This window comes from Paenibacillus terrigena DSM 21567 (assembly GCF_000374845.1).
Classification (GTDB): domain Bacteria; phylum Bacillota; class Bacilli; order Paenibacillales; family Paenibacillaceae; genus Paenibacillus_K; species Paenibacillus_K terrigena.
In genome coordinates, this window is sequence record NZ_KB895414.1 from 471,531 (window position 1) to 483,591 (window position 12,061).

At 47.2% G+C, this 12,061-nt stretch carries 12 protein-coding genes; 6 read left to right on the plus strand and 6 right to left on the minus strand.

Going from position 1 to position 12,061, the window contains the following annotated elements:
* Nucleotides 1-26: 26 nt before the first annotated feature.
* Nucleotides 27-803: a class I SAM-dependent methyltransferase gene (locus C558_RS0110160; RefSeq protein ID WP_018756155.1), complete on the minus strand. Its 777-nt coding sequence runs from the start codon at nt 801-803 to the stop codon at nt 27-29.
* 187 nt (nt 804-990) lie between these two features.
* On the opposite strand from C558_RS0110160, the gene C558_RS0110165 reads away from it, so the two are divergent.
* A complete protein-coding gene (locus C558_RS0110165; RefSeq protein WP_018756156.1) occupies nt 991-1,287 on the plus strand; it encodes a hypothetical protein in 297 nt (98 codons plus the stop codon).
* 123 nt (nt 1,288-1,410) lie between these two features.
* Here the strand turns inward: C558_RS0110165 and C558_RS0110170 are convergent, their stop codons facing one another.
* The gene (locus C558_RS0110170) at nt 1,411-3,306 is read right to left on the minus strand and encodes a PrkA family serine protein kinase (protein ID WP_018756157.1); all 1,896 of its coding nucleotides are present in this window, start codon (nt 3,304-3,306) and stop codon (nt 1,411-1,413) included.
* A 215-nt stretch (nt 3,307-3,521) separates the two neighbouring features.
* Here C558_RS0110170 and C558_RS0110175 point away from each other — a divergent pair, with 215 nt between their 5' ends.
* Complete coding sequence (locus C558_RS0110175) at nt 3,522-4,274, plus strand: DUF2161 domain-containing phosphodiesterase (RefSeq protein WP_018756158.1); 753 nt, start codon at nt 3,522-3,524, stop codon at nt 4,272-4,274.
* A gap of 78 nt (nt 4,275-4,352) precedes the next feature.
* On the opposite strand, the gene C558_RS0110180 is transcribed toward C558_RS0110175, so the two are convergent.
* Entirely contained in the window at nt 4,353-5,591 is a 1,239-nt protein-coding gene (locus tag C558_RS0110180) for an aminotransferase-like domain-containing protein (protein WP_018756159.1), read from the minus strand.
* 235 nt (nt 5,592-5,826) lie between these two features.
* Between C558_RS0110180 and C558_RS0110185 the strand changes: the two genes are divergently transcribed.
* Complete coding sequence (locus C558_RS0110185; protein WP_018756160.1) at nt 5,827-6,240, plus strand: hypothetical protein; 414 nt, start codon at nt 5,827-5,829, stop codon at nt 6,238-6,240.
* Nucleotides 6,237-7,304 (plus strand): phosphodiester glycosidase family protein, encoded by a 1,068-nt coding sequence (locus C558_RS0110190; protein ID WP_018756161.1) that lies wholly within the window; start codon nt 6,237-6,239, stop codon nt 7,302-7,304. Before C558_RS0110185 ends, C558_RS0110190 begins: the two co-directional genes overlap by 4 nt.
* A 293-nt stretch (nt 7,305-7,597) precedes the next feature.
* Here the strand turns inward: C558_RS0110190 and C558_RS0110200 are convergent, their stop codons facing one another.
* Both C558_RS0110200 and trmL read right to left on the minus strand, forming a co-directional pair.
* Entirely contained in the window at nt 7,598-7,852 is a 255-nt protein-coding gene (locus C558_RS0110200; RefSeq protein ID WP_018756163.1) for an AbrB/MazE/SpoVT family DNA-binding domain-containing protein, read from the minus strand.
* Nucleotides 7,853-7,968: 116 nt separating this feature from the next.
* Nucleotides 7,969-8,433 carry a tRNA (uridine(34)/cytosine(34)/5-carboxymethylaminomethyluridine(34)-2'-O)-methyltransferase TrmL gene (trmL, locus tag C558_RS0110205; protein WP_018756164.1) on the minus strand — a complete coding sequence of 155 codons (465 nt, stop codon included), beginning with the start codon at nt 8,431-8,433 and terminating at the stop codon, nt 7,969-7,971.
* Nucleotides 8,434-8,634: 201 nt separating this feature from the next.
* On the opposite strand from trmL, the gene C558_RS0110210 reads away from it, so the two are divergent.
* Both C558_RS0110210 and rsgA read left to right on the plus strand, forming a co-directional pair.
* Complete coding sequence (locus tag C558_RS0110210) at nt 8,635-9,351, plus strand: response regulator transcription factor (protein ID WP_018756165.1); 717 nt, start codon at nt 8,635-8,637, stop codon at nt 9,349-9,351.
* A 289-nt stretch (nt 9,352-9,640) separates the two neighbouring features.
* Complete coding sequence (gene rsgA / locus C558_RS0110215) at nt 9,641-10,711, plus strand: ribosome small subunit-dependent GTPase A (RefSeq protein ID WP_018756166.1); 1,071 nt, start codon at nt 9,641-9,643, stop codon at nt 10,709-10,711.
* Nucleotides 10,712-10,804: 93 nt separating this feature from the next.
* Here the strand turns inward: rsgA and serC are convergent, their stop codons facing one another.
* On the minus strand, nt 10,805-11,893 hold the full coding sequence (gene serC, locus C558_RS0110220) for a 3-phosphoserine/phosphohydroxythreonine transaminase (RefSeq protein ID WP_018756167.1): 1,089 nt from the start codon (nt 11,891-11,893) through the stop codon (nt 10,805-10,807).
* Nucleotides 11,894-12,061 lie beyond the last annotated feature (168 nt).

A 12,061-nucleotide genomic window follows, 5' to 3' on the forward strand; every position in this document is an offset into this window, starting at 1 on the left:
CATTTTTGTCATATCTCACAAAGGAATTAACCATTTCTTACAGCATAAATACGGACTCGGCAATAATCAGCGATCCACTGTCCATCTTGCATGCATTGCGGCCTTGTCTGTTCAATAACTTCTTGGACGACAACAGTACGTTGCTCCTTCGTCAAATGATTCAGGTATGAGCCCGCGAACGTATCCAACCAATTCTCCATCCCCTGTTCACCATCCTCAAGGATCGTTGGTCGGTCGAAGTGAATCGCCTGCATGACGCGGAATCCGACCTGTTCTAATAATGAAGCATATTCACCTATACTCGGAAAATACCACGGATTCATCGATTCTTCGTAACATCCATGGGCAGTCATCACATCTTTAAGCGCGATAGAGATACTCGCAATATTTCCTTTACCGCCAAATTCTGCGACCAATCTACCGCCTGGATGAAGCGCATTGGCCATGGCGTGAGCAGTACTCGGCGCATCCTTCATCCAATGCAGCGCCGCGTTACTGAATATCGCATCTGCAAGTTCTATCGTCGACCAATGCTGACCGTCCGCTTGCTCGAAAGATAGATGTGGATATTTCGTCATCGCTTCTTGAATCATTTCCCGGGAAAAATCGATCCCGTGTATCTTCGCCCCACTCTCCGCGATCTTCGCGGACAAGTCTCCTGTCCCACAGCCCCAGTCTATAATTCGCTCGCCCGCTTGCGGTTTCAGCCATTGTACGACCTCCTGGCCAAATACGGATACGAAAGACATGGATCGGTCATAATTTCTCGCATCCCACTGCTGCTGTCCGTGATGGATTGTCATATGAATCCTCTCCTTTCATGTATAGGTTTATTTTGGCATCTTTTTCGTTATTCGTGAAATATATAATAGTTATTATTGTGATAGTTTTTGACTATAAAAGTGCAAGATGTCTCACTCTAAATGATTTAACTGCATATTTGCAGTTATTTCAGCCGGGTAGCGGCTCTTTCGGTGATTTAACTGCATATTGCAGTTATTTCAGCCGGGCAGCGGCTCTTCGGGCGATTTAACTGCATTTTTGCAGTTATTTCAGCCGGGCAGCGGCTCTTTCGGCGATTTAACTGCATTTCCGCAGTTATTTCAGCCAGGCAGCGGCTCTTCGGGCGATTTAACTGCATTTTTGCAGTTATTTCAGCTGAGCAGCGGCTCTTCGGGCGATTTAACTGCATTTCTGCAGTTATTTCAGCCAGGCAGCGGCTCTTCGGGCGATTTAACTGCATTTTTGCAGTTATTTCAGCCGTGTAGCGGCTCTTCCGCGATTTAACTGCTTATCTGCAGTTATTCCGTCCGCGATGGCCCCCAACGCCGCCCCTAATCACAAAAGCCATGCCCACCCCACTGGGGCAGACATGGCCAGATGTACTTTCTTCCACCGTTACGTATCGGCTTACCGATTGAGTAAGCTTCCCACATAACGCAATAACTCGTTCGCGCAGACCGGGCAATAGCCATGTTCATCCATCAACCGTTTTGATACCTCGTTAATTCGCTTCAGCTGCTTCTCATCCGGTGTCTTCGTGGATGTCGTAATCTTAACGATATCTTTCAGATCCGCGAACAGCTTCTTCTCAATCGCTTCCCGCAGCCGATCATGGTTGTTGTATTCGAACTTACGCCCTTTGCGGGAGTAAGCCGAGATTCGAATCAGAATCTCTTCCCGGAACGCTTTTTTCGCATTTTCCGAGACACCGATCTGCTCCTCAATCGAACGCATCAATCTTTCGTCCGGATCCATCTCCTCATCCGTTAGTGGATCGCGGATTTTGGTCCAATTGCAGAACGCTTCAATATTATCGAGGTAATTCTCGAACAACGTCTTCGCCGACTCTTCGAAGGAATAGACGAACGCTTTCTGAATTTCCTTCTTCGCCAGATTATCATATTCTTTACGTGCGACGGCAATAAAGTTCAAATATTTCTCGCGCTCATCCTTCGTAATAGAAGCATGCTGATCCAGACCATCCTTCAGCGCCCGCAGCACATCCAGCGCATTAATACATTGCAGGTCCTGCTTAATGAGTGCGCTCGAAATCCGGTTAATGACATAACGCGGGTCAACACCCGACATGCCTTCTTCCGCATACTCGCTTTGCATTTCTTTCAAGTCCGCTTCCTTATAGCCTTCGACCTCTTCCCCGTCGTACATGCGCATTTTTTTGACGAGATCCATGCCCTGCTTCTTCGTCTCTTTCAGCCGCGTGAGAATAGAGAAAATCGCAGCAGACCGCAGCGCATGCGGTGCAATATGGATATGCTTCATATCGCTCTGTCCGACCAGCTTCTCATAAATCTTCTCTTCAGCAGATACCTTCAAATTATACGGAATCGGCATCACGATCATCCGGGATTGCAGCGCCTCATTCTTCTTGTTCGCAATGAACGCCTTATACTCGGATTCATTCGTGTGGGCTATGATGAGCTCATCGGCGGAGATAAGTGCGAATCTTCCTGCCTTGAAGTTTCCTTCTTGCGTCAGCGACAACAGGTTCCACAGAAACTTCTCATCGCATTTCAACATTTCCTGGAACTCCATCAGGCCACGGTTTGCTTTATTCAACTCGCCATCGAATCGATAAGCTCGCGGATCAGACTCCGAGCCATATTCCGTAATCGTCGAGAAATCGATACTTCCTGTAAGATCCGCAATATCTTGGGACTTCGGATCTGAAGGCGTGAACGTACCAATACCGACACGTTGATCTTCGGAGATCGCGACCCGTTCAACCAAGACACGCTCTATATCACCATAATATTCGGTGCGAAGACGCATCTGACAAGAGGGGCAGAGGTTGCCTTCGATTCGAACACCGAGCTCTTTCTCAACTTCAGCACGCAGCTCGTGCGGAATTAAATGCAAGGGTTCTTCCTGCATCGGGCATCCCTTAATGGCATACACGGCCCCCTGCTCTGTGCGTGAGAATTGCTCTAACCCCCGTTTGAGCATTGTAACAAGTGTCGATTTACCACCACTGACCGGTCCCATCAAGAGGAGAATCCTTTTCCGAACATCGAGTCTTCGCGCTGCCGAGTGGAAATACTCTTCCACCAATTTCTCGAGTGCCCGATCCAGGCCGAATAACTCCTTCCTGAAAAAATTGTATTGTTTGTTGCCGTGACTTTCTTCCACACCATGGGACTTAATCATTTCGAACACCCGGGAATGAGCGGTCATTGCCGGGGTTGGATCTAGACGCAGTAAGTCAACATATTCTCGAAATGTCCCAGTCCAAGCTATTCGCTCACTCTCCGCATGATGTTCAGATATTCGCTTAAATAAGTCCATGATTCTAACCTCCTACGCTTCTGTTTTCTATTGGTGCCCCTATCAGACCGAAGTGTGACAATGCCAATAAACCATTTCAAAAGTGTATTACATAACTATGCGCGGAGATGGGATTAGTTGCTCGAAATTTTCAGTTCGATCCTATATAATGAGGGCTAGTTCTGATACGAAAATTGGAATGATGTGAGATTTATGGGGACAAGGGGAGAAGAATCATGGCGATCCAGCACGAGACCGAGCTATATGAGCCGATCAAGCGTTTCTATGAGGCACGCGGTTATACGGTAAAAGGGGAAGTCCGCCATTGCGACCTGGTCGCGGTCAGCCCAGATGAGCAGGACATCGTCATTGTCGAATTTAAGAAAACCTTCAACCTCGCACTGCTGCTGCAAGGGGTCGATCGGATGCAATCCAGTGAGCAGGTCTACTTAGCCGTCGAACGAAATCGCAGTAAAAAAGGTGCGGTGAATCAGCGTTGGGGTGAGCTTACGCGGTTATGTAAACGGTTGGGACTCGGTCTCCTTACCGTCACATTCTATAAAACGAAGAAACCTGTCGTTGAGGTCTTGTGCGAGACCACGACAGCGACCAACTATATGGCAACACCAGTGAACAAACCGGCACGCGTGAGCGGCCGGCGCAAGAACCGCTTGCTCCAGGAATTCAAGGAGCGCAGCGGGGATTACAATGTAGGTGGCAGCACGAAGCGGAAGCTTGTCACCGCATATCGCGAGAAGGCGCTTCACCTCGCGCAATGCCTTCGTGAGCACGGGCAGCTCAGCCCACGCGCACTACGCGAGCTGTGCGGATACAGCACCACAGCCACTATGCTCCAGCACAATTACTATGGCTGGTTCGATCGCGCCTCGCGCGGAATTTATCAGCTGACGCCTGCAGGTCACGCAGCGCTCGAAGAATATGCCCGCGTCTTACAAGAAGCTGCAGCCGCAGCACAAAAGGACGTCTAGCAGCAGGCCAATTTGACAACAAAAGCCCCCAACAGATCGTCAATCCGTGTCTGTTGGGGGCTTTTTCCACATTCTCTATTAACTCCGCGCGACGAACTCGCCAATCGATTCAGCCAGAACCTTCATTGCTGTCTCAATCTGCTCACGCGACGAATGCGTGAAGTTAAGCCGCATCCGATTGCGCTTCGGCTCTGCAGCATAGAAATCATTACCCGGAACGAAGGCAACCCCCTTCGATACCGAAACCTTGAGCAGCGCATCCGCATCGAGTCCTGACGGCAGTTCAACCCAGAAGAACATACCGCCCTTCGGCGTAATCCAGTTCGTCTCCTGCCAGTCCGGACCCTCGAGCAGACCCTTCATGAGCAGCATCCGCTCCTCATATTCTTGACGAATCTCTGTGATATGTTCATCCAGATTGAAGTCAGGCGCGACGAGCAATTCATAGAGAATCTGCTGATCGAGCATACTCGAATGAATATCCGCCGCCTGCTTCACCCGCGTCATCGTCTGAATCACGCGCCGATCCCCCATTGCCCAACCTGTACGCAGTGCAGGGGCTACCGTCTTACTGAACGTACTGGTATAGACGACGATCCGTTCGTCCGTTTGTTGATCCAGTGAGAAAATCGTTGGATATGGATCTTCACCGTTCGCTGTGCCCTGAGCCTGTCCGCCATCTGTACGAAACCGCAATTCGCCATACGGATCGTCTTCGAGAATGAGAACGTCTTTCGCGCGGCATAACTCGAGTAGTCCCAGACGACGCTCTAGACTCCAGACATTGCCTGTCGGATTAGAGAAGGTTGGTACGACATAGACCATTTTCGGCGAATATTGTTTGATTTTGTTCGCGAGATCGGCTAGATCCATTCCATCTGCATCACTCTGTACGGGGATAATCTTAACCCCACGGAACTGAAGCACCTGTAGACAAGCTAGATAAGTCGGACTCTCAACGAGCACAATATCATTCGGCTCCAGATAGACCCGCACGAGCAGATCAATCGCTTGCTGCGATCCTGTCGTCAGGATCATTTCATCCGGACTCACATGCATATTCTTCCGCGACGCCATGCGCTCACATAACTTCTCGCGCAGCTGTGGTAATCCTTCGGTTACGCCATATTGCAGCGCGCGTTGATTGCCTGACAATGCCCGATTTGCCGCACTTCGCACCGCTTCCATCGGGAACAATGCCTCATTCGGCAGACCTCCTGCCAAGGAAATGATCGACTTCCCTTGCGTAAATTTCAAGATTTCGCGAACCGCAGACGCCTTAACCTCTTGTACACTCGGAATAAATCGGTAATTCATGGACGATTGCTCCTCTCCCAATACACTTTACACAAGATCATACGCCTTAACATTTTTTTCCGCAATCCCTTGTACGAATCTACGATAAAAATACATAGATTTAACAGAATTCGACAGAATCTAGTCGTTTTTTGCGATACTGGTAAATCCATGGTAGAATACACAGGTGCAAGACTTAAGGTTGTCAGCCAACCATCTTTTAAACTTGCAAGTCATATTTTTAGAGGTGATAGAAATGAATTCTTCTTTGGAGCCAAATGTCGAATCTTCCGAGGTGAAGCGTAGGGTGAAAAAGGGGGGCGCATCAGCAAAATGGTTCCTTGTTTTCTGGATCGTTATGATTGGAATTGGTATATACGCAACCTATTTATATAGCAACCATATGAAACAAACCATGATCACAGAGCTGCAGTCGTCCACTAATCAACAGCTTGCAGAAATCAAATCCGACTATGCAGCGCAGTTAAAAACCATGCACAAAGAAATAGAGACATTGAAGAGCAAGGTCGATACGTTCAACGAGCTGCTCACATTCACGAAGGATAACGCCAGCAACAAGACAGACAACAGCAACAAATTATATTCGCAATTAAATGAAGTGAAACAGAAGCTGGATGCACTTCAGAAGAAGATGGATCTCCTGAAATGAGAACGCCCATACAGCGGATGAATCGCGTGTTCATGCTGGCAAGCGCGCCATTCATCGGCATGCTCCTATTTATGCTTTTCGCTGCTCATCCTGTATCCATTAAGTATGAAGCAGATCCCTTACCGCCACAGACGGAATTAATGAAGGCTACGAATCTATTAGGTGAACAATTGGATCAAGCGGGTAAGACCGCGCAGTTCACAATTACTTCGATCCGCAAAGTGGCTACCATCTATCAGAAGACAACGTCGACCATGAATTCGATTGTGAAGCAATCTGCCACCCAAGCTGCACGACCAGAGAAGATCTACAATACACGTATTACGAAGCGACTTGGCAGTCCAAAGGAACGGATTGACAGCAATAACATCACGATGGAGCTCTTCCGTATCAATCAGGATACATACAACGGTTACGCCCTCAAAATCAAACTCAAAGATCCGAAAGCCATGAAGATGGTCCTCGGCCAAGATAAGGTCGGGAAATCTGAAACGACACTCGGAGCTGTTCGAAGATATGGGGCTGCCGCAGGTATCAACGCAGGCGGGTTCGCGGACGGCGGCGGAAGCCGGTACCCACTCAGCACAACGATGATGAACGGCAAGTATGTAAATGGCGGATTTGAGCCAAGCTATAAAGACCTCAGCTTCGTCGGGTTGAATAAGCAAGGTAAGCTTATCGGTGGGAAATTCTCGTCCAAGAACCAGCTGGATCAGCTCGATCCGGAGTTCGGTGCGACCTTCGTGCCCGTGTTGCTCAAGAATGGAGTCAAAAATCCGATCCCGGATAAATGGAAGGCCCCTCGGCGCGCTCCTCGAACCGTTATCGGCAATTATAAGGACGATCAGCTGCTGATTATGGTCATCGATGGATATAATGAACGTGGCAACTCCGGCGCTACGCTGGAGGAATTGCAGAACAAGCTTGCTAACCTAGGTATCACCGATGCATTTAATTTGGATGGCGGAGGATCTTCATCCTTGATCTTCAATGGCAGGATCGTCAACAGCCCTTCCGACGGTCAATTGCGTCCGGTACCAACCCATTTCCTATTCTTTAAATAAGAACGATTTGTGAATCTTAGCCATGGAAATGTTCACATTTTAATGATTTTCATTTAGGTATATATTGGGTATAATAGGTTTTAGCTATTGGAGGTGTGCATAATGTCACTGACTTTCTGGATTGTTATGTTAGTGTTTGTGCTATTCATTACGGCAATTCTCACTTCTTCGTACAACGAAGATAAAACCAAAGGGCTGTAATACATATATTACGTGTCCCGACACGCAAAAAAGCTTCCTAGATCCATGATTATGGATCAGGAAGCTTTTTTCTACCCCCAACATGAAAAAAATTAAGCTTTCCGTTGCAAGAGGTTCATTTCCTCGGCACATTGCATGCATATGTACTTTTCTTTAAATTCGATAACGCTTACCATAGACCCACAGAACAAGCATTTCGGGCGATAACGTTCTAAAATAATGTGATCCCCTTGAACAAGAATTTCAACAGGGTCCCCCTCATTCATTTGATAACGTTTTCGAAGCGACTTCGGCAAGACAATACGTCCCAGTTGGTCAACTTTTCTGACTACACCGGCAGGTTTCATAAGTAGCGGCCACCTTTCTCTATCAGTCTATTTAAACCTTAGAAAACTCTGCCCTTCTACACTTCGCTTATAAACCCGCAAAATCCTGCAAAAAAAAATCAGAATTTATGAATTTGTTATCCAATTGGTTCGAAATCAAGTTGACGCAGTGCTTCATAGACGATAATCGCCGCAGAATTTCCTAAGTTCAAGGAGCGTACTTTGTCTGTCATCGGCATCTTCATACATGTATCGGGATTTGCATGAATGAGTGATTCAGGCAGCCCTTTGGTTTCTTTGCCGAATACGAAGAAATCATTATCCTGGAACGTAAAATCCGTATACCGATGGCTTGCCTTGGTCGTAGCATAGAAGAATCTTCCTTCAGGATATTTCGCTTGCACTTCCGCAAACGAATCATGATATTCGATATGTACCGCATACCAATAATCCAGTCCAGCACGCTTCAATGTAGCATCGTCGGTACGGAACCCTAGCGGGCGTACCAAATGTAAATGGGTACCTGTCGCTGCGCAAGTCCGAGCAATATTACCCGTGTTCGCAGGAATTTCAGGCTCCACTAAGACGATATGTAATGGCATCCGTTCATTCACCTCACAATTCTTATTCATTATACACTATGGTGTCAAAATTTACGATGAATCCAATTCATAGATCATTCAACCCATTATTATGAAATATTTAACATGGTTTTTACGTTAGATTAATCTTCACATGACGAACCTCCCTCATAATGAGCACAGAGGAACAACCAGGAACCATCTGGAGAGGAGCTACCGCGTATGATGAAGAAAAAAATTCTAGTCGTTGATGATGAACCTTCCATTTCTACGTTAATTGACTTTAATTTAAAATTGGCTGGATTCGAAGTAATGTGTGTATTTGATGGAGAAGCGGTATTCGACGTCATCCAACAATTTCGCCCTGATTTAATTGTACTCGATGTCATGCTCCCAAAGATGGACGGATATGAGGTATGCCGATCACTTCGCCGTGAGAACAATCTCGTCCCTATTATTATGCTCACCGCGATCCAAGATATAGCGAATAAAATCACAGGCCTTAACCATGGTGCCGATGATTATATGACGAAGCCTTTCAGTCCACAAGAGTTAATCTCTCGCATTCAAGCAATTCTGCGCAGAGTTCAAGCCCTGCCTTCCATGAAGGAAGAGACGATCTATGCGATTGGACGGCTCAATGTGCATGCAGAACAGCGCGAGGTGATCTTAGACGGCGATACCGTCGAGTTAACACCGAAGGAATTCGAGCTTCTCCTATTCCTCTGCAGACATCGCGGCAAAGTGCTCAGCCGACAACAGCTTCTGCATGGCGTATGGGACTATCATTTCCTTGGCGATACACGTATTGTTGATGTGCATGTTAGCCATTTACGTGAAAAAATCGAGAAAAATGCTCGGAGCCCGCAATATATTATGACCGTTCGCAACGTCGGATATAAATTAAATGAACCCGTGTTCAAAGAGGAGCTCGCTTAGCTCTTTTGTGACCTCGCGCAAGTTCCCATTGCTTTTTGCCACACCAACTCCTATAATGTTCTTGTTCACCCTGAATAAGGAAAACAACAAGGATGTTCTATCCGTAATGAGAAAAGGAGTGGTAAATATGGTAAAAAATACGTTAATTGCCGGAACTGATAACTTGTCGCGAGGTCACAGTGCTCCTTAATTCCATTCATGGACTCCATTCGGTAGACGATTAAGATTAAGGATTCACTGTGGCTTGGATTTTGATTTTCAAACCCAAGACCATTAGGAGGAATCCATTTTGACATTTCAATTACAACAATTAGGCTTTAATCCGTCGATTCAGACGGCATTTGAATCATTCGCAAGCTTAGGGTATCAAGCTGCACGCGTGGCGCTTGAGCATACCCATCTATATACGTTATATACAGAACATGGTGAACTAATCGGCGAAGTCTCTGGAAAATACCGGTATGGTGCACTAGGCCGCGGCGATTACCCTGCGGTTGGCGACTGGGTAGCGATCTCGGCTCGTCCCGAAGACGGCCGTGCAACGATTCATGCGGTGCTGCCACGATTCAGTAAATTCTCTCGTAAGGTCGCAGGTTCCACAACAGACGAGCAGATCGTGGCGACCAACATCAATACAGTCTTTCTCGTCGTCGCGCTCAACAATGACTTCAATGTGCGAAGAGTCGAACGTTATCTCATCATGGCATGGGAGAGCGGTGCTAATCCGGTCATTATTCTGAGCAAAGCTGATTTGTGCGATGATCCTGAAGCAAAAGCAGCGGAGCTAGAATCTGTTGCGATCGGCGTTCCTGTTCATATTGTGAGTACTGTCTCGGAAACGGGCTTTAACGAGCTTGAGCCTTATCTAGCAGAAGGAATGACGATTGCCCTACTCGGATCATCAGGTGTCGGCAAGTCTTCGATTATTAATCAGATGCTCTGTACGGAGAGTCAGAAGGTACAAGGGGTGCGTGAAGGGGATGACCGTGGCCGTCATACGACGACACATCGTGAACTATTCATTCTCCCTGATGGTGCGCTCATGATTGATACACCAGGAATGCGCGAGCTTCAATTATGGGATGCCGATGAAGGCTTCTCAAGCTCCTTCCAGGACGTTGAATCCCTTGCAGAACAATGCTTCTATTCAGACTGTCAGCACCAAGAGGAACCGCGCTGTGCGGTAAGAATGGCGCTTGAGAATGGATCGCTCGAGCAAGGCAGGTATGACAACTATAACAAAATGAAGGCTGAGCTCGCTTATCTCGCCCGCAAGGAAGATGCGAAGCTGCGTCAGCAAGAGAAGCTGAAATGGAAGCAGATAACGAAATCCATGCGTAGCAGCCATAAGTCACGGTAAGGCTATGACACGGTTAACCAACAATAAAGGCCGTCCCAACGTCATCAAGATGACAAGGGGACGGCCCTTTAATATTTCTATTCAAGATATTCGTTAGCCATTCTTCTGCTGGAAGTCAGCCATGAAGGTTGCAAGTGCCTGACAAGTCTCTTGCGGCACCGCATTGTACGCCGAAGCACGCAAGCCACCTACACTGCGATGACCTTTCAATCCAACGAAACCTACGGCTTCCGATTCTTTAATGAACTTCTTCTCTAGCTCTTCCGATTGCAGACGGAATGTAAGGTTCATGATCGAACGGCTGCTTTCCTGTGCACAACCAATATAGAATCCACCGCTGTTATCAATCGTGTTATAGATGAGGTTCGCTTTCTCGCGATTATTACGCTCAACCGCAGCTAGTCCGCCTTGCTCTTCAAGCCATTTCAAGGTTTGATTCACCATATAGATCGAGAATGAAGGCGGTGTATTGTAGAGCGAGTTATTCTTGAAATGTGTATCGTAACGGAGCATCGTCGGAATCGTCTTCGGCGACTCGGCGATAAGATCTTCACGAGCAATTACGACGGTAACACCTGAAGGTCCTAAATTCTTCTGTGCTCCAGCGTAGATCATGCCGAATTTCGACACATCGACCGGGCGACAGAGAATATCACTCGACATATCGCCAATAAGAGGTACATTGCCTGTATCCGGGTAGGACGCGAATTGTGTCCCTTCTATGGTCTCATTGGATGTAACGTGTAAGTAAGCTGCATGAGCAGGGATTTCGATCTCGTCCAGCGCTGGAATCCGCATGAATTTATCCGCTTCGGAAGAAGCTGCAATATGCGTCTCACCGATCAATTTTGCTTCTTTAATCGCTTTGTCCGCCCAGCTGCCTGTCATGACATAGCTTGCAACTTGTCCTTCGCGCAGTAAATTCATCGGAATCATTGCGAACTGCGTGCTCGCTCCGCCTTGTAGGAACAGCACCTTATAACCAGCAGGAACATTCAATAATTTCTTCAGTAACTGCTCGGTCTCATTATGAACACCTTCATAAATCGCACCACGGTGGGACATTTCCATAATGGACATACCTGATCCCTGGAAATCTACGAATTCTTGCTGCGCGCGCTCTAGCACGGCTAACGGAATTGCTGCGGGTCCTGCATTGAAGTTATAAGCTCTCTTGCTCATGATCATCTCTCCCTACCCTATCTATATTTATTTACCACAATAGAAAGCTGCCGTCGGCAATCGAAGACATTTTCTATTGGGCGATAAAACCTACAATGAACAGCGGTCGATCGTCTTCGAGAAGCTTGATATTGGATTTCACAATAAAATAGTTACGGTTATGATAGC